Raw genomic sequence first — 17,635 nt, 5'->3', positions numbered from 1 at the left:
CTTTTCATAACCCGACGCGTCAGCGAGGGAATATCACACTTGGCTCGGTCCCTTGCTAACGCGTCGGGGCATGATTTGCTGGTGAAAACGGCAATAACGCATCTTCAAAATGCGGCAGCGAGAGGTCACCGTCTGCGGCAAAGGTGTTTTCGTGATACGCGCGGGTTATCAAACTCGCTCTCGTAGCATGTCGTGCCGAACGATCTTGCCACAAGCATCCGGCGTCCGATGAAGCATCGGCGCTAGCGAGCTGGCGCGGCCACCGTTGCCGAACCTTCTTTGGTGCGGTAACGCGCCCAAAGCCGACGCAACGCTTCGGTGATCGGTTGTTCGATTCGATGCGTGACAATGATCGCCAGCGAAAAGGAAAAGATAACGGCCATCAAAAAGCTGATGTTCGCGGGAATCCCGGAATGATTCAAACGGTACATCAACACACACCCCAGGTTGTTGTGACACAGATAGAGTGCGTAAGAAATCGTACTGACATAAATCAGGGGGCGAACCCTTAGTAAGGGCATTTTTCCGTAGGCACACAGGGTCACCAGAGCAATGATCAACACGGTGGCGACCGGATTGTGTTTGCCATGATCGATGGAGTGGAAAACGCCACAAGCAACGACCATTCCTGCCAAGTTCTGCCATTTTTCTCCTGTCCCTGTTTTGATCATGTAGAGCAGAAAACCGATGGCAAACAGCGGCACAAAATCCAACAGCATCAACAAACGAATGCTCGACAAGACGACGAACCATCCTGCGTTGTGATGTACCGCGGTCGCGGCATCCAACAGCGGACAAACGACGAGCGACAGAGCACATAGCGTTCCCCAGCCCACAAAATATCGTTTCAACGCCCCTATTTTGAACAGCACCACGATGGTGATGTAAAACATCATCTCGACCTGCAGCGTCCACATCACAGGGTCGACGCATTCATACCCAAGCACCCGAGGAAGCAAGGTCATGTTGGCAAAGAACTGGGCCGCGCCCAACGGTTCGCTCGACAGCGGCATTTGCCGCGTGATCCAAAGATTGGCAACGATCACCATCAAGAAAATAGGCACGATGCGAATCATTCGAGCGGCGACAAAGTCGACCGGTTTGCCACGTCGCATCAGCGACATGCTGTTCACAAACCCGCTCAGGATAAAGAACATCTCCACGCCGTATTTGCCGTAAGGCCAATCCCAGCCCAACGGCGAAACGAATCCATACTTGACCGCATAGACATACGACAGATGGAAGAGCAGCAAATTGATCGCCGCCAGCGCACGTAGAGCGTCAAGCTCGACGATACGTTGGTGGGGTTTCAAAATCGCTTGAGGTGACTCGGTCGTCATTGCGGTCGCATTACTTGGCGGTAGGAAAGACGGACTTTGCAGGATCATTGAGCTGGGTTTCATGCCGAGCCCCGTCGCAGCAAGCTTGGGTTACTGCGATTACCCAGGTCGAGTCCTACCCCCCTGAGAGTGCGAAATGCGATGCACAGGCGAAGGAAGCTTAGCGATTGTGCCAATTGTGCCGGCAACGTTTGCAACTCGTTTCACATTCTCGTCGCTCGCTACACCGGTTGGGAGGTGAAACGCCGATTGGGCCGCGACTCGCGGTTTCCTCGCTCAGGTCGTGAGGTTCATCGACCGCCGCGTCAATTTTGACGTTGCTGTTTTTCGTGCCGGAGGCACTTTGGGTGATCGCCTTGGCCTGTCGTCCAAGGTTTCGGTTTTTGAGATAGGCATTCAATCGTGGAGCGGGGGATTGTGGCGAACGATCGAATCACGAAACGTCCCGCGGGGACATCGATAGATGTTGACGGGAATTCCTCGGACTGAAGTCCGAGGCGATCGGGAATTGTCACGCTGCGGCAGCAAATAACGCCACTTCAAAATGCGTCCACCGGGGAACGCATGCCGTTGCCACGTTGCTCGATCAGGCTTCCTCGGCCGCAAATTTTTTCAGTTTGCGGTCCAACGTACTGCGTTCGATGCCGAGGATCGCAGAGGCCCGGCTTTTGTTGCCATCGGTGTGCCGCAAGACTCGTTCGATGTGCTGTCGCTCCAGCGCCGCCAACGTCATTTCGACGTCGTCAGCATCGGCAATGGCTTGCATCTCGCTTGCGGTTGCGGTGGGCGAAAGGGCGAGGTCCCTTTCGTCGATCACGTTTTTGGGGTTCAGTACGACGGCGCGTTCGATAACGTTGCGAAGTTCACGCACGTTTCCCGGCCAATGGTATCGCAGCAGCCGTTTTTGGGCTTCTTCGGTAATCCTTTCGATTCGTCGGCCCATTTCTCGGTTAAAGCGTTCGAGGAAAAAGTGGGCTAACAACAAACAATCTCGTTCTCGTTTCCGCAGCGGCGGCACGATGATTTCAACGACGTGCAGCCGATAGTACAAATCTTGTCGAAACGTGCCTTGGGTCACCATCGCTTGTAGATCTCGGTTGGTGGCGGCCACGACGCGGACGTCCACTTGAATCGGTTCGTGACCCCCGACACGTTCAAACGGATGTCCCTCGAGCACACGCAGCAATTTTGCTTGTAGCTCTGCGTTCATCTCGCCGATTTCGTCCAGCATCAAGGTACCGCCATCGGCCATTTCAAATTTGCCACGTTTGCGGTCCGTGGCTCCGGTGAAAGCGCCCTTTTCGTGTCCGAACAACTCGCTTTCGAGCAAGGTTTCGCTCAGTGCGGCACAATTTAAACAAACCATCGGGCCTTCGTTGCGGCGACTGTTGTGATGCAGTGCCGCGGCAACCAATTCTTTGCCCACCCCCGATTCGCCGCGGATCAAAACCATGGCATTGGTGGGGGCGGCTAACTTGATTTTCTCGACGACCGTTCGCATCGCCTCGCTATTGCCGACCATACGCACCTTGTCGCTGAGTTGCTCTTGCAACAGTTCGGCTTTGCGACGGCTGAGCCGAAGCGATTGCGTCAACCGGCGCTGGGCATCCAGACGCGAGACCGATTCGGCTAGAATTTCGGCGACCGCCACGACCACTTGCAAGTCGTCACTTGCAAAGGGGCGAATCCCGGCGGCGGTGGTCAAGTGGATCATGCCCAAAAAGCGATCGCGATGGTCGCGGATGGGAGCCAAAATGATGCTTTCGACGTCGATTTCACCCCGACTGTTTTGCGTCGCCAATTGGTCGTCGCCAGCGATGTTGCGAGCCAGCAGCGCGTGACCGTTTTCGCCGGCGAGATTTTGTAGCAGCGTTTCGGGGGGCCGACGATAACTGCGAGCCCCGCTTTGCCGCGTGGCGACGAGCGGGATTCCTGAAATCGAGGCGGGATGAGGGGAGCGCTCGGAAAGATAAACTCCGGCCGTATCAAAGTGGAGGTGCGCAACGAGGTCATCGAGACACTCGGCGACGGCCGACTCGGTGTCCTCCAATCGCGCGAGCGTGAAGGCGAGCTTCAACAGTCGTCCGCGGATCGCGAGTGCGTCATGGCCGCCGGTTCGGGGGTCGGAGGCCTTGGTTGGGGGCGTGTTTCCAGTGGGAGTGTTTCCAGTGGGAGTGTTTCCAGTGGGAGTGTTTCCAGTGGGAGTGTTTCCAGTGGGCGCGTGTCCCGTGGGCGGGCCCCCGTGCGGCGTTCTTGCTGCGGATTCCAACGAGTGACCGTGCAAATAATCGCTGTGGCGGCGGCGATCGGTGATCGCGTCGGGACTGATTTCGATGGTCTGTTGATCGTCGCTGGCCTGGGCAGCCGAATCGCGGGCGAAATTCGATTCGTTGCCGTCGGTATGGATGGTGTGGGTGAATTGGATGGAAAATCCGGCGATCCCGATTTTGTCGCCGTCAGAAAGCGTGTGTGCAGCGGTAATTTTGCTGCCGTTGACGTAGGTCCCATTTCGGCTGCCAAGATCTTCGATCGCCCATTGCCCGCTGGAATTCGTGAGCCCGCTGGGATTTGTGGGCCCACTGGAATTTGTGGGAACGCCCGAGGCGGCTTGCGGAGGGGTCCAGAAAATCCGCGAGTGTTGGCGGCTGGCTTGCTCGCTGCGAATCACAATCTGGTTGGCGGAGGCTCGTCCTAAAAACGCCTCGGCGGGGGGCGAGAGCCGAAACACGTCACTCCAGCGGCCTGCGGACTGCAGCACGAGGTAAGCACCCGAACGACCGAGCGTCGAGCGAGTCTCGGCGGGGATTGGCGATAGGTTTGTCCGAGGGGCCTTGGTGTTCAAGCTAATCCACGCTGGGTGATAAAGTGAGAAGACGAGGTGATCGATGAAATAGGTTTAAAAGGTGGCGCCCGACCCCATCGGGCAAGCCATGGGGGGGCAGGCGGTGATGGACTGGACCCCCGACAAACCCCGTACGCCCGACAAACCCCGTTCGTGAATTTGACGAGTAGGAGCGATCGGTTAGTAGCGATCGGTGCCAGGAAGACCGACGGGCCGTCAGGAAGACCGATGACGGGAAAAACAACGCATTTTCGTGGTTTCACCCGCGTCCGCCGCTACTTTGCCGCCATCGATTCGATTCGGATTCTACGATGATTCCTGTCGCACCGGCATTTTACCGGAGAAACCATTGGTTTGTGGGTTCTCAGCGAACAGACTTCTGTTGCGATAAGGATTTTCCGCAAGTATCCTGTGAGATAGTTGCCTGTCGGACCGTCGTCACTTGTCGATTTACTGTCGCGGTTTTTATCAAATAACGGGTATCCATTCTAAGCCTTGAACCCTTCCCCCGCCAAAAAAACGCGTGCCGTTTTGCGGGATACCTCGGAGATCCACTCGATGGAATTCGGTCCACTACGCATCCTTCGCTTCGTCGCTTCCGTGATCGCGGTGATCGGCGTGTCCGCATCGCTGCAAGCGGGACTCAATAATATCCAAGGACGTCAGTCCGTCGGGGGGGTGATGATTGATGCCGAAGGGATGGTTCGCAACGCCACCCTCGCCGAGCAACATGAGTTGGCCAATGCCGCCCGCGCCGCGCTGAAGCAGGCTGAGGGCGAGATGGCCGAAGCGACCGAGTTACGAATGATTTCGTTGGCGAAGCTGCAACGCCAATTGCAAGCCAGTCGCGAAGCGGGGGAGCCGATTTCGAGTGAGGTCGAATTTTTGGCCGGATTGCAACGGATCGAGTACGTGTTCGTCGACCCTGACAAGCAAGACATCATCATCGCGGGCCCCGCGGAGCCTTGGAAGATGCTCGACGATGGGAGCGTGGTCGGTACGGTGTCAGGCAAGTCGACGATGCGGTTGGCTGATTTGATTGTCGCCCTTCGCACCGTGGAAGACGCCCGTAACGGTGGCATCAGTTGCTCGATCGAACCGACAGCCGATGGTCGCCAACGATTGCAAAATTTGCTTCGCAACGTGAAGCTACGTCCGGGGCAAAACCCCGCGATTTACGAAGCGTCGATGAAGCAAGCGTTTGGCCCTCAGATGATTCATTTGAATGGCGTTCCGCAAGACAGTCGTTACGCCCGAGTGCTCGTTGCGGCTGACTTTGAAATGAAGCGTGTTGCGATGGAGTTGGCTCCTTCGCATGTCGCCGGGTTGCCGAGCTATTTGCAAATGGCCAAGAACAGCCGTCACAACGCATCGCAAAATCCGCGTTGGTGGATGGCATGCAACTACGACACGATGCTAAAAAGCGAAGATGCGTTGGCTTGGAAATTGTCAGGCCAAGGGGTGAAAACGTTGACCGATCAAGATTTGGTGGGTGCCGATGGCGATGTCAAAGCCGCCGGGCGTAGCGATAAGATCGCTCAAACTTGGGCCGAAACGATGACCCAAAAGTATCCCGAGTTGGCACAAAAGATTCATGTCTTTGGCGATCTCCAGAACATTATGGACATGACCGTCGTGGCAACCTTGATCACCCAAGAACGCCTCGATCAAAAGGCCGGTATCGATCTCTCGCTGCTCAAGCAAGAGAGCGAAGCGGTTGAGTTGACCTCGTACGCCGTTCCCAAAGCCCTGCATCCTCAGTGCAGTTTTGTTCGCGGTCGCAGCGGTTGGACCGTGACCGCATCTGGGGGCGTCGACATCGATGCCTTCTCGGTGGTTGAGAAACAGACCGTCAACGCCGCCGTCGCGACCGAGCGAGAAGCATCGCTCGCCGCCGCAAGCGACCGTTGGTGGTGGAACCGCTAAGTCGACGCCGAAACGACGACGCCAAAACAAAAAAAACGCCCTGCCTCGAATTGAGGAAAGGGCGTTTTTTTTCGGGAAAACCGCAGCTGCCGGCCCCCAGATCCACTCTTGGTCGGCGGCCACCGCTTTGCTGCGGATGCGCCGCGATGGCTACCGAGGCAGTTGGCTACCGAGGCAGTTGGCTACCGAGGCACTCGGCTATCGAGGCAGGTGGCTACCGAGGCACTTGGGCGGGATGACGAAACTCCAGTGGCGGACGGCGCGAATAGCGGCCCGGATAGCGACTGTCGAATTTGTGTTGATCGCGAAAATAGGGATCGTTCATCAGATCCGGTGCGCGGAAGCTGCCCGTTTGATAGGGATCGTAAATGTATCCGTAGCCGTAAAAGGGATAGCCATACGGATTGCGAATATCGCCGCGATCGTTGCGCTGGTAACGCTCCGCACCGAGACTCAATCTAGGACTCAATTGCGACGAGGATGCGTGCGATTGCCAACGAGGAGGGTGCGAATGCGGTCGGTGATTTTGTGATTGAACTTCGCTGCCAAGGTTGACCCAGAGCATCACGGTCAGGGCGATAAAGCTTCGCAACATGTTACATCCATCGAAATAAGAGGAGGTGTTACCTTTGAAGCCTACAACGTTTTTCCCGGAAATCAAAAAAACGAAGCATCCATTTTGAAGTGGTGCGAGTGCTGCCTCAAACTTTACTTTTGGCGTTAGCCACGGTTTTAGCGACAGAACCGTGGCTAACGCCAAAGCGGCTAATCGCTTTAACCCCAATTCCTAGGCTAGACGAAGCACTAGTGCCGTTTTCACTGCAAATCATCACTCGAAGCGTCCGCGTGGGACCGAGTCATGCAGGTGGTTCCTCGCTTACGCGTTGGTTTTTCAAGATCACGCAACATGCCAGCCCACCGCAGCATTGCACTTCATGCGCCCCCTCGTGGTGCGTGGCATGGGTAATCGTGAGCGTTTAGAATGCCAAGGCCCAAGTCCATCGCCAAGTCGTGTCCGTGACGGCACGTTTCCTCCCCTTCGACGAAAGTCTGGCCATGCTCCTTCGCTATCGTACCGCGTTCTTTGTCTCGGCATTGATGCTCGGCGAACTGATCGTCAACGGCCCCGCCTCGCTGGCCCAATCAACGAATGGCTCTCCGGATCGCTCGGCTGCAAACGTGACCTCTCGGGCGAATTGGTATGATCAGCACCAAAAAGGCTTTCTCGATCTGTATCGCTGGCTGCACAGCCACCCCGAGGTTTCGTTCCAAGAGCAAGAGACCGCAGCGATGCTGGCCGGCATCTGGCGCGAGCACGGTTTTGAGGTGACCACGGGCGTTGGCGGACATGGCATTGTCGGAGTGATGGAAAACGGCGATGGCCCCGTGGTGATGTTGCGAACCGATTTGGATGCATTGCCGGTGACGGAGCAAACCCCGTTGCCGTTTGCATCGACCAAGCGAATCCAACTCGAGGACGGCAGTAGCACCGGAGTGATGCACGCTTGTGGTCATGATATCCACATGACCAACATCACCGCCGTCGGACGTTACATGAGTGAACATCGCGACCAGTGGTCGGGAACGCTGATGATGATCGGCCAACCCGCCGAAGAGCGTGGTGCCGGCGCCAGGGCGATGCTGGATGATGGTTTGTTCGAAAAGTTCAAGAAGCCTGATTTCGCGTTGGCCATTCACGTTAGCGCGGACATGGCAACGGGGACGATCACTGTGATGCCTGGCTACACGATGGCCAATGTCGATAGCGTCGACATCACGGTCAAAGGACGTGGCGGTCATGGTTCGGCGCCTCATGGGACGATCGATCCGATCGTACAAGCGGCGGAGTTGGTGTTGTCGCTACAGATGATCGTGAGCCGCGAAGTCAAACCGATCGAGCCTGCCGTGGTGACGGTGGGCGCGATTCACGGCGGCACCAAACACAACGTGATTGGCGATCAATGCAAGCTGCAATTGACCGTCCGCAGCTACAGCGAGGAGGTGCGCCAACAAGTGCTCGCGGCGATCCGCCGACGCAGCTTAGCGGTTGCAATGGCTCATAACGCTCCCGAGCCCGATGTGGAAATCAGCGAAGGCACACCCTCGCTGCGCAACAACGATGCCTTGGCGACGCAAATGGCGGCGTTGTTCGCCGAAACCATTGGCGAAGAGAATCTTGTCCCCGGTGAGCAATCGATGGGGGGCGAAGACTTCAGTCGCTACGGCATCGCCGGCGTACCGATCTTGATGTACCGAGTCGGGACGATTGACCCCGCCAGACTGCAGCGTTTTGAGAAACTTGGCATCCCCGCACCGACGCTGCATTCGGCCCTGTTCTATCCCGATGCCCCCGAGACGCTGCGGACAAGTTTCCAAACGATGACCGCGGCGATGTTGGAATTGATGAAACCGTAGCGGCAATCCACAGCGACGTGTCAATCAGCGACGTGTCAATCAGCGACGTGTCAATCAGCGCATCGCCGGCTCGACACTAGTCTTCGGGACGTTCACCCGCCTCGGCCATCTTCACCAACTTGGGGTCAAAGCGAGCGATCGGTTGCACAAGATCTTGTTGCGCTGCCATCACCGTTTCAATGTCTTTGTAGGCCATCGGGACTTCGTCGAGTCCTGCCGACATCAACGTCACGCCGCGTTGATCGAGGAACCGTTTGACCTCGTTCCATCGGAATTTACGTTTCGCGGCGGTCCGGCTCATCTTTCGCCCCGCGCCATGCGCTGCACTTTGGAGCGATGATTCGACACCCTTGCCACGAACGACGTAGCCGGGGGTTCCCATCGAACCGGGGATGATCCCCAGGACCCCTTTGCCAGCGGGGGTTGCGCCCTTGCGATGGACGATTAACTCTTCGCCCGCATGCGTTTCCTTCCAGGCAAAGTTGTGGTGATTCTCGATATCCAATAAAACCTCGACGCCCAAGTTTTCGGCGATCGCTTGGTGAATACAGGCATGGTTGGCGGCGGCGTATTGGCCCATCAAATTCATTGCTGCCCAATATTCCGCACCCGCTTGGGAATCAAGATCCAACCACGCTAGGTTCACGAGCTCGCGGGGAAGTTCGGGATGCATTTGTTTTGCCACACGGCTGTAGTAATCACAAACCGCCGCTCCGGTGCCTCGCGATCCACTATGGCTGAGCAACGACAAGTAGGTGCCCGCCTGCAACCCGAGATCGTCGGCGTCGAGCGTCAAGGTCCCGAACTCGACAAAGTGATTCCCGCTGCCGCTGGTGCCCAGTTGTTTCCAGGCGCGATCGCGATTCTCTTGGGTAATGTGCGAAACGTTCCAATCGGCGTCCATCACGTCGTGTTGGCGAGGGTTTCGGAAACGAGCTCCAATACCAAATTGAGTCTCTCGCTCAATCGAGCTTCGCAATCGGTCTCGTTGGTTGTCGAGGGCTTGGGGGGGCATATCGAGAACCGTCATTTTCATGCGGCACGCGATATCGACGCCGACCGCATAGGGGATCACACAATTTTGGGTTGCTAAAACGCCACCGATCGGCAATCCATAACCTTGGTGCGCATCGGGCATGAGCGCACCGCGAACGGACACCGGCAACTGACACGCGTTGGCCATTTGTTGCACGGCGGTAGGTTCGAGATCTTCGCCCCATTGTCGCCACGCGGCCGGTTGTTCGCGTCCGACGTAACGGGCTTGAGCGGCAAACACGCCGGAGAGTTCGGTCGCCAATTCTCCCCAAATTTCGTGTTCGAGATAGGCGTTGGGCGTCTCGACGACTGTCGCGATCCGATCACGAAGTTCGCGGTGCCCGAGGCCGGATTGGACCGCCAATGGAATGGCTTTCTTGGCGATCTGCATCGCCGTTCCTTTGGGAACGCCCAAGTTGCACAGTTCACGCGTTTTCATCGTCGAATCCCCTAAAGACAGAGCGATAAAGACGAAGCGATAAGGACAGAGCGATCAGGACGAAAGGAACGTTCCCTTCATCGTCCAAGGACGCACCCCCAGTCGCAAGCCTGGATTGGGAATCGTGGCGATTTGTTTTTGAGGAGCTTGTGCGGATGCACGTTCGCCGAGCGGCTCAACTCGCCTCGAACCCTTTCATTGAACTATCGGAGACAAGAATCGAGCGATAGGCTCACGAGATTCCGTTCCGATTTCCAATTTTTCTCGCTCGCGACCTCACGTCCGGTTTGCCGGACGTGAGGGTGACTTTGATGGCCACTGCGGTGCCGAAGCTCCGCAATGGCCATGGCATTGTGACGACTTCGTCTGCGGTTACGAAGCTTTGATGTCTTCGAAGGAGCGCAAACCGTAGGGGATTCCGACGTAGTCCAACACGCGGCAGAAACCTCGAAGGGCAACGCCGAATCCATCGGGACCACTGAAACCACCGAATTGACCGCCGCCTTTGACGTGCGGTTCCAAGTCCATGAAGACTCCATCGGCACCGCGAGCGATCATTCGCTTGTGAAGCTCTGGTAGGAAGCCCTTCAGATCTCGCATGATGGCTTCATGTCCACTGTCACCGACGTCCGCAGGAACAAAGTTGCTGAGGCTCGCTTCGTCAACATGCTCGATCCGGCCGGTGGGCGATGGATCGTGGTAGTCCTTGATGTGCAACCAACCCAAGCTGGGTTTCATCGCCAGGTATTCGCCGTAGGTTTCATCGGCGGTGAAGCCTTGGGTGACAATGTTGGCAGCATCAAAAATCGTCAACATCGCAGGATGGTTGACCTTTGCCGCGATCGCTTCGAGCAATCGTCCCGATTGGCCGACGAGGTTCCCTTCGACTTCCAGACCGAAAGTGAGGCCACGCTTATCGCACGCTTCGGCGATCGCACTCAATTGGTCGGCGACCTGATCAATATGATCTTCGGGCTTGGTGCCTTTGGGGTGATAGAACGCAAAACCACGAATCAACTTGGAACCGAACGCTTCGGCACGATCACACGCGCGAGCAACGTCTTCTTTCAAGTATTGATCAAATGGCACGAATTTGTTGGCGGTGCCATCATCGACGTCTTTCAGTTTCACTTTCCCGATCGGCGAACCGATGCTGCTGACCTTCAACCCATAGTCGCTTTGCATTTTGACCAAATGGTTGATCTCGGCGTCGCTGAGCATCATCACATTCTTGATTCCCTCGCCAGCGTCGACGAAGCGGATCGAGTAGTACTTCAGCCCCAGTGCGGCGAACGCCGAGTATTGCTGGACCGCAAGTTTTTCGTTGGCGGCTTCGTCAGCAAATCCGCTTAGTAAAATAGGAGTTGTCATAGCTTGGTGTTGAGTTTTTGAGGTTTGAGTAGCAAGAGAGAAAAAACGAAGGGGCGGTTCGAATTGCCCCCAAATCGGTTGGCCGCCTGTGACCCGTTGGGTCGGCGGCAGCTCCACAACATTGCGGAATGGCAATTTGCGGAATGGCAAGTTAAGCCACCGCGACGCCGGAACGTGCGGCTAAATCTAACAAATGGAAGCCTGCAGCTAAATCTATTCGTAAAACGGATTGTGTTGTCGCCGCGGTCGGGGGAGAGCATCCTCGAATCTCAAAACAACCCAAGCGTTTGAACAGGCGGTCGGCCTGGACAAAGCCTGCGGTCTGGAGGATGCCTGCGGTTTAGGCGAGCGGGATATCGGGGTATTGGACGATGATATTGCTGTTCAAACCGCCCCGAGGGGTCCATCGGCTCTCGACGGTCGCTTGCCGCGGCTTTACGACAGCGACAAAGTCGTCCATGATTCGGTTCGTAATCGCTTCGTAGAAAATTCCTTCGTTGCGGAACCGTTGCAAATACATCTTCAAACTCTTCAGCTCGACGCAGTTTTGGTCGGCCACATAGGTAAAGATGATGGTTCCGTAATCAGGTTGGCCTGTTTTAGGGCAAACCGAAGTAAACTCGGGGCAATGGTGCTGGATCGTAAAGTTTCGTTCCGGGCTTGGATTGTCAAAGACTTCCAAAAGCTCGCGAAAATGATTTGAGTCGTTCAATTTTGAGTTCTCCGCTTCGTAATTCAGGATCTTTGCAGGCTTCGTCGGAATCGGCCAGGGGGAGAAAGGCCGAAACGTCTATGCTGCGCATTTCAGAAACATTTGCAAGCCGTCAAGGCGAAGGCCTGTTGACCGGAACGGACAGTTTTTTCATCCGTACGAGCGGTTGTAATTTACGCTGCTGGTTCTGTGACACCCCCTACGCATCGTGGCGTCCCGAAGGCGACCCGGTTTCGCTCGACGCGCTCGTCCAAGCGGTCGCCGAGGCCGACGTTCGCCACGTCGTGCTGACCGGTGGTGAACCGCTGCTGCCCAAGGAATCGGTGCGATTGTGCGCGATGTTACGTGAGCGGGGCTACCACATCACGATCGAGACGGCGGGCACGATCGATCGTGATATCGCCTGCGATCTGATGTCGATCAGCCCCAAATTTCGTACCAGCACGCCGGACGCCAAGGCCCATCCGCGGTGGAGTGCGTTGCACGAGCAGCGGCGGATGCCCATCGAAACGATGCACAAATTGATTCGACAATCCGGCGATCATCAAATCAAGTTTGTCGTCGACAACAAAAGCGATTTCGACGAGCTACAAGCCATCGTCGAGCAACTTGACGTTCCCGCAGACAAGGTTTGGGTCATGCCCCAGGGGATCAACGAAGACGATCTCGACCAGGCTGCAACATGGTTGCGGCCTTGGACGACCGAGCAAGGCTATCGGTACTGTGACCGCATGCAAATCCGCTGGTACGGCAATCGCCGCGGCACCTAAACGCATCTCGTAGGCCCGGTGGGAACCGGGCTGCTTGCGATCGGCCGGTGGGAACCGGCCCTGCATCCTCCATCCCTTTTCAAGAGGCTCGATGAGAGAGGCTCTGCGTGGCCGTAGCAAAAGCCGTTAAGACTTTTGCCACGGCTCTCGGTCCAGCGCAACCGGAGCGTTCTGGAGAACGCTCCGGGAAGCCAATCCCCGCTTAGCTCAGCGATTGGCGCATCGAGACTTTGGCCTGCTCGAGCGCTGCGGGCAACTTCTCAGGATCCTTGCCCCCGGCTTGTGCCATGTCGGGACGACCGCCGCCGCCGCCGCCCACCACACTGGCCGCCGCGCCGACCCAATCCCCCGCTTTCACTCCGCGATCCACGAGCTCGCGACTGACACCGCCAACCAACAACACTTTGTCGCCTTGGATTGAAGCCAAGAGCACGGCGGTGGGTTTGTCGCTCTTCTTGCGAATTTGATCGATCCAACCCCGCATCACGTTCGGATTGGCACCAGGCGTTTCAGCTACGATCAACATCGAATCCCCCACCATTTCTGCGGTCGCGATCAAATCATCGGCTGACAATTTTCCTCCCGCGGTCACTTGGCGAAGTTCCTTGACCAATCCCAAGCGATCCGCGAGTAGCGCTTCGATGCGAGTGACGACGTCATCGATCGAAACATTCAAACGTCGCGTGATTTCGCGAACCGCCGAACGAATCGCGTTGTAATCGTCCGTGTTGACGGGCGTATCCGATTTTTTGACTTCAAACGTTTCGGAATGTTCAATCGGCTTGCCTGCCGAAAGTTCTTTTTTCAACTGGCGCACTTCCGCAAACAATTGTTCGGTTCCGGCCACCGCGTCTGGCAAACGACAACCGAGCGTCTTTGCCACATGGTCGAGCAATTCGCGAGTTTGGACACGATGCGATTCGGCCCGTTCGCCGGTCAACGCTTCGATGCGGCGAGTGCCTGCTGAGACGCTTTCCTCGACGACCACTTCGAACGCTTGCACTTGTTGGGTGTTGGTCAGGTGCGTTCCCCCGCATAATTCTTTGCTGAAACCACCCATCGAGACCATGCGTACGGGGTCAGGATACTTCTCACCAAACAACATCATCGCGCCTGCGGTTTTTGCTTCCGCTAGGGGGACGGTTTTCCAATCGATTGGTTGAGCCGCGTCGATTTGAGCCCACACGTCCTTTTCAATTTGGACGAGTGTCTCATCATCGATCGCATGTTGGTTGGTGAAGTCGAATCGCAAACGATCCGCTTCGACCTTGCTGCCTTGTTGTTGCGCATGATCGCCAACGTTCTTGTGCAGGGCATAGTGCAGGATATGCGTCGCAGAGTGGGCGCGGGACAAGGCGTCCCGTTGCGATTGATCGACCGTCGCGGTGCACACATCACCCTCGTGGATTTCCCCACGTGTCAGTTTGCCGTGGTGCACGATCAAACCGCCGTGGCGTTGAGTATCGATGACGTCAAATTCAAATTTGTCACAGCGGATCACGCCAACGTCACCGACTTGCCCCCCCGATTCGCCGTAGAAGGGAGATTGGTTCAAGACCAAGCGGAGCTCGGCATCGCCAGCGCGATCGAGATGGCTGAGCAATTGCCCTTCATCGTCGCCCTTGCCGCCCACGCCGGTGATAATGCCTTTGACGACCGCCTCGGATTCGATCGAATCGTAACCGAGAAACGGAGTCTCGCGGAGCGCTTCTTTAAGCGTTTCCAACGGTCCGGTTTGGAACAATTCCTTCTGGCCCGCACCGCTCTTGATCGAATGCTCGTGCATCGCGTCGCGATAGCCGGTCCAGTCGAAGGTAAAGTTTTGCTCGGCGCTAAGTGTTTGTAGCAATTCCGGGGGCACGCCATAGGTCGTGTTCAGTTCCGCGGCTTCATCGCCGGGGACCATCACGGCGGATTCCTCACGCATTTGTTCGAACAATTGGCCGATTCGTTTCATGCCGCCGTCGATGGTTCCGAAGAACGCTTTTTCTTCGGCCTCGATCACGTCCGCAACCCGTTTGGTCGTGGCGCTCAATTCGGGGTAAGGAACCTTGGCGCTCTCGGCCACCGCTTCGACCAATTGGTACAGAAACGGACCACGCAAATCCATTTGATAACCGTCCAATACGGCGCGGCGGATCAAACGTTTGACGACATACTTGGCATCCTTGGGACCTGGGTACACGTTTTCGTGAATCGCAAAGACACATGCTCGCGCGTGGTCGGTGATCCGTCGCAAGCGGCGACCATTGTCGCTTTCATACTCGTACTTCACCCCGCACACTTCCGATGCCGCTTGGACGATCGGGAACAGGTTGTCGATGTGGAAGTTCGTCGGCACGCCCTGCAATACACTGGCGGTCCGCTCCAGCCCCATTCCGGTGTCGATGTTTTTGCTCGGCAACGGTTTCAAGTTGTTGGGCGGATCGCCGACCCGATTGAATTGGGTGAAGACCAGGTTCCAAATCTCGACATCACTGCCGTCTTCGAGGTGGTAGTAGATTTCGCTGCACGGACCACAAACGCCATCGGGCCCTTCGCTGGGCGCCGAGGCAGGCCAAAAGTTTTCGTCCTCTTCCATCCGCGAAATCCGCGATGTCGGCAATCCGATCTTCTCGTTCCAATACTGAAACGCTTCGTCATCGTCCTTGTAAACGGTGACGCTGAGGCGTTCCCCTGGGATGCCGAGCCATTTCTTGTCGGTCAAAAATTCCCAAGCCCAACGAATGGCGTCTTCTTTGAAATAGTCGCCGAAGCTGAAATTGCCCAACATTTCAAAGAACGTATGGTGAAACGCGGTCCGGCCGACATTGTCGATGTCGCCCGTGCGCAAGCATTTTTGGCAGGTCGTTGCCCGCGTAAAATCGAGCTTCACCTTGCCGAGAAAGTGGTCCTTGAACTGGTTCATCCCCGCCGGAGTGAACAAAACCGAGGGGTCCCAAGTGGGAACCAAAACGTCACTCGGTTTGCGGACACACCCTTTGGACTCGAAAAAGGCAAGGTATTTTTCGCGCAGCTCGTCAGTTTTCATATCGCTCGTCTATGTTCGAAGCTTGGTAGAAGGCTTGGATTGAGGCGTTTCTGCCATCGGAGATCCCTTGATAAACGCATCCGGCGTCATCCGTATTCGTACCCCAATATGGAATGATCATATCGAAACGAGTCTTTTCGGCAGAGGGCACGTCTGAGATCCAAGATTCGTCGGTTAGAATCGAATACTGACTCGAACCCATTTACCAAGAAAACGCTGCCGGGGCAAAGTCGCTCCTCTGTCCCGCATTGATGGAGATCCGTTTTGCGGATTTTCGCCTGGGAACATGTGTCCAGCAGCAATCCCCTAACCTTAAGCGAATCACCCCCATGGCAATCCCTCCTTGGACCGTTGAATTATTGCGCCGCGGCCTCAATGACGTCGCTCGACGTGCACGCGAGCCCGAGACGCTGGAAAAACTGAAAGCTCAAGCGAACGAAATCATCCAAGAATTGCCTCAAACCGCTGCGCGCGGCTTCGACGCGGTCATGCGAGCAACCGAAGCGGGTAAAAAAAATGTGCAACGATGGTCGAAAAAGCAAATCGCAATCGCGATCCCGTTAGTCAACGCTTCGGGTACGCTAATTACCCCCCTGGGGACCGGTGTGCCGGTCGCGGAAGACGCCGTCGAAGCCGCCTACGCCTGTCTGCATGGCGACGTTCGCAATGACCATCATGCCGCTCAGCGGCTGACACGAGAGCTGCACCATCATCTGGATGCCTCCGCGGAATTGGAGATCGCCGTCGCGGCTAACTTTAACGCGATCCTGACCGCACTGGTGATCGGGATGAGCCAAGAGGAGATCCTCGTGCACCGCAGCCAAGCGATTCGTTTGCGCAGTGGTGGTTCGCTCGTCGACGCGCTCAATTCGCTGGTCCCGATCGTTCAAGAAGTCGGAGCCAACGATGCCATCGAAGCCTCCGACTTTGATGGTTTTCAGTCGTTCTGCTTGATTTTGGCAGATGATGAAACTCAAGCCGATGCCCCGAAACCGTTGGAGTTTGGCCGAGCCGAGGTCACCCAGGTTGTCGTGCTGCCCGTGGCGACCCTGAAGCAGACCCAAGACTCGAAATTGCCGTCCGTCGAAGCCGCGATCCAGGCGGGGGCCGATCTTGTGATCGTGGAAGGGGGCGGCATTTTTGGAGGCCCCGAGTGCGGTCTGGTTATCGGAAAGCGAGCACTGGTCCAAGCGATCACCCATTCAAGCCTCTGGAAGTCTCTCGAAGCGACCAGCCCCGTCCAGGCCATGCTGGTCAGCACGCTCGGGAAGTACTCATCAGGCCAATTGCCGATCGATGGATTGATGCAAACGAGCGAGGAAAACTTGCGGGCCAGAGCGGAACGCTTGGCGATGCGGTTGAGTGCCAGCGATTCCATCAAAAGCTGCCAAGTGACTGCCGAAGACGCCCGCATCACCCCCAAAGGGCGGTGGCGCTATCCGTCCAGACAAATTCGTGTCGAGCATCGAACGCTCAGCGCTAAAGAGTGGGCCGACCAGCTGCGAGAAGAGTTGCCGTCGTTGCTCGTTCGCGAAGATGGACAAGCGATCATCGTCGATTTGAAGTGGGTCACGCCCGCCAGCGACGGGAAAATCGGCGAGTTGATCGGAGGGCTGCAATCCGCATCCGAAAATCCGGCGAGCCAACCCGCTTCTTGATCGCTACCCAAGTGTCTGGTCCAGCATCGGGGCCAGTCGTGGTTTTGCTCGGCGTGCCGAGCGTTGGGGATCAAGATCAGAGACCGACGTGTCCGC

General features: G+C 56.6%; 11 protein-coding genes. 4 read left to right on the top strand and 7 right to left on the bottom strand.

Features of this window, described 5'->3' with window-relative positions:
- Positions 1-242 precede the first annotated feature (242 nt).
- Positions 243-1,403 carry an acyltransferase family protein gene (locus tag Pla52o_RS17050; protein WP_231612428.1) on the bottom strand — a complete coding sequence of 387 codons (1,161 nt, stop codon included), beginning with the start codon at positions 1,401-1,403 and terminating at the stop codon, positions 243-245.
- 523 nt (positions 1,404-1,926) lie between these two features.
- Positions 1,927-4,182: a sigma 54-interacting transcriptional regulator gene (locus Pla52o_RS17045; RefSeq protein ID WP_231612427.1), complete on the bottom strand. Its 2,256-nt coding sequence runs from the start codon at positions 4,180-4,182 to the stop codon at positions 1,927-1,929.
- A 558-nt stretch (positions 4,183-4,740) separates the two neighbouring features.
- On the opposite strand from Pla52o_RS17045, the gene Pla52o_RS17040 reads away from it, so the two are divergent.
- Positions 4,741-6,108 carry a DUF1598 domain-containing protein gene (locus tag Pla52o_RS17040; RefSeq protein WP_146595834.1) on the top strand — a complete coding sequence of 456 codons (1,368 nt, stop codon included), beginning with the start codon at positions 4,741-4,743 and terminating at the stop codon, positions 6,106-6,108.
- A 214-nt stretch (positions 6,109-6,322) separates the two neighbouring features.
- On the opposite strand, the gene Pla52o_RS17035 is transcribed toward Pla52o_RS17040, so the two are convergent.
- Positions 6,323-6,703, bottom strand: coding sequence for a hypothetical protein (locus Pla52o_RS17035; RefSeq protein WP_146595833.1), 381 nt, complete (start codon positions 6,701-6,703; stop codon positions 6,323-6,325).
- A 461-nt stretch (positions 6,704-7,164) separates the two neighbouring features.
- Here Pla52o_RS17035 and Pla52o_RS17030 point away from each other — a divergent pair, with 461 nt between their 5' ends.
- The gene (locus Pla52o_RS17030; RefSeq protein ID WP_146595832.1) at positions 7,165-8,523 is read left to right on the top strand and encodes an amidohydrolase; all 1,359 of its coding nucleotides are present in this window, start codon (positions 7,165-7,167) and stop codon (positions 8,521-8,523) included.
- A gap of 76 nt (positions 8,524-8,599) precedes the next feature.
- Here Pla52o_RS17030 and Pla52o_RS17025 read toward each other — a convergent pair whose 3' ends face one another.
- The 3 genes from Pla52o_RS17025 to queF all read right to left on the bottom strand — a co-directional run bounded on the left by Pla52o_RS17025 (position 8,600) and on the right by queF (position 12,080).
- Entirely contained in the window at positions 8,600-9,997 is a 1,398-nt protein-coding gene (locus tag Pla52o_RS17025; RefSeq protein ID WP_146595831.1) for an RtcB family protein, read from the bottom strand.
- A 372-nt stretch (positions 9,998-10,369) separates the two neighbouring features.
- Positions 10,370-11,368: a TIM barrel protein gene (locus tag Pla52o_RS17020; RefSeq protein WP_146595830.1), complete on the bottom strand. Its 999-nt coding sequence runs from the start codon at positions 11,366-11,368 to the stop codon at positions 10,370-10,372.
- 340 nt (positions 11,369-11,708) lie between these two features.
- Entirely contained in the window at positions 11,709-12,080 is a 372-nt protein-coding gene (queF, locus tag Pla52o_RS17015) for a preQ(1) synthase (RefSeq protein ID WP_146595829.1), read from the bottom strand.
- Positions 12,081-12,160: 80 nt separating this feature from the next.
- On the opposite strand from queF, the gene Pla52o_RS17010 reads away from it, so the two are divergent.
- Positions 12,161-12,850: a 7-carboxy-7-deazaguanine synthase QueE gene (locus Pla52o_RS17010; RefSeq protein WP_146595828.1), complete on the top strand. Its 690-nt coding sequence runs from the start codon at positions 12,161-12,163 to the stop codon at positions 12,848-12,850.
- 202 nt (positions 12,851-13,052) lie between these two features.
- On the opposite strand, the gene alaS is transcribed toward Pla52o_RS17010, so the two are convergent.
- Positions 13,053-15,881 carry an alanine--tRNA ligase gene (gene alaS / locus Pla52o_RS17005; protein ID WP_146595827.1) on the bottom strand — a complete coding sequence of 943 codons (2,829 nt, stop codon included), beginning with the start codon at positions 15,879-15,881 and terminating at the stop codon, positions 13,053-13,055.
- Between the two features lie 329 nt (positions 15,882-16,210).
- On the opposite strand from alaS, the gene Pla52o_RS17000 reads away from it, so the two are divergent.
- Positions 16,211-17,539: a hypothetical protein gene (locus Pla52o_RS17000; protein WP_197169307.1), complete on the top strand. Its 1,329-nt coding sequence runs from the start codon at positions 16,211-16,213 to the stop codon at positions 17,537-17,539.
- Positions 17,540-17,635: the final 96 nt, after the last annotated feature.

It is taken from the genome of Novipirellula galeiformis, assembly GCF_007860095.1.
Taxonomy (GTDB): Bacteria; Planctomycetota; Planctomycetia; order Pirellulales; family Pirellulaceae; genus Novipirellula; species Novipirellula galeiformis.
The sequence above is the reverse complement of the archived record's forward strand: the minus strand, read 5'-3'. Positions and strand labels throughout refer to the sequence as shown.

Excerpts from the sequence above, each read along its gene's own strand:
- Pla52o_RS17000 (WP_197169307.1), top strand. The coding sequence starts at position 16,211 with ATGGCAATCCCTCCTTGGACCGTTGAATTATTGCGCCGCGGCCTCAAT.
- Pla52o_RS17025 (WP_146595831.1), bottom strand. The coding sequence starts at position 9,997 with ATGAAAACGCGTGAACTGTGCAACTTGGGCGTTCCCAAAGGAACGGCG.
- Pla52o_RS17040 (WP_146595834.1), top strand. The coding sequence starts at position 4,741 with ATGGAATTCGGTCCACTACGCATCCTTCGCTTCGTCGCTTCCGTGATC.
- Pla52o_RS17050 (WP_231612428.1), bottom strand. The coding sequence starts at position 1,403 with ATGAAACCCAGCTCAATGATCCTGCAAAGTCCGTCTTTCCTACCGCCA.
- alaS (WP_146595827.1), bottom strand. The coding sequence starts at position 15,881 with ATGAAAACTGACGAGCTGCGCGAAAAATACCTTGCCTTTTTCGAGTCC.
- Pla52o_RS17030 (WP_146595832.1), top strand. The coding sequence starts at position 7,165 with ATGCTCCTTCGCTATCGTACCGCGTTCTTTGTCTCGGCATTGATGCTC.
- Pla52o_RS17010 (WP_146595828.1), top strand. The coding sequence starts at position 12,161 with ATGCTGCGCATTTCAGAAACATTTGCAAGCCGTCAAGGCGAAGGCCTG.
- Pla52o_RS17035 (WP_146595833.1), bottom strand. The coding sequence starts at position 6,703 with ATGTTGCGAAGCTTTATCGCCCTGACCGTGATGCTCTGGGTCAACCTT.
- Pla52o_RS17020 (WP_146595830.1), bottom strand. The coding sequence starts at position 11,368 with ATGACAACTCCTATTTTACTAAGCGGATTTGCTGACGAAGCCGCCAAC.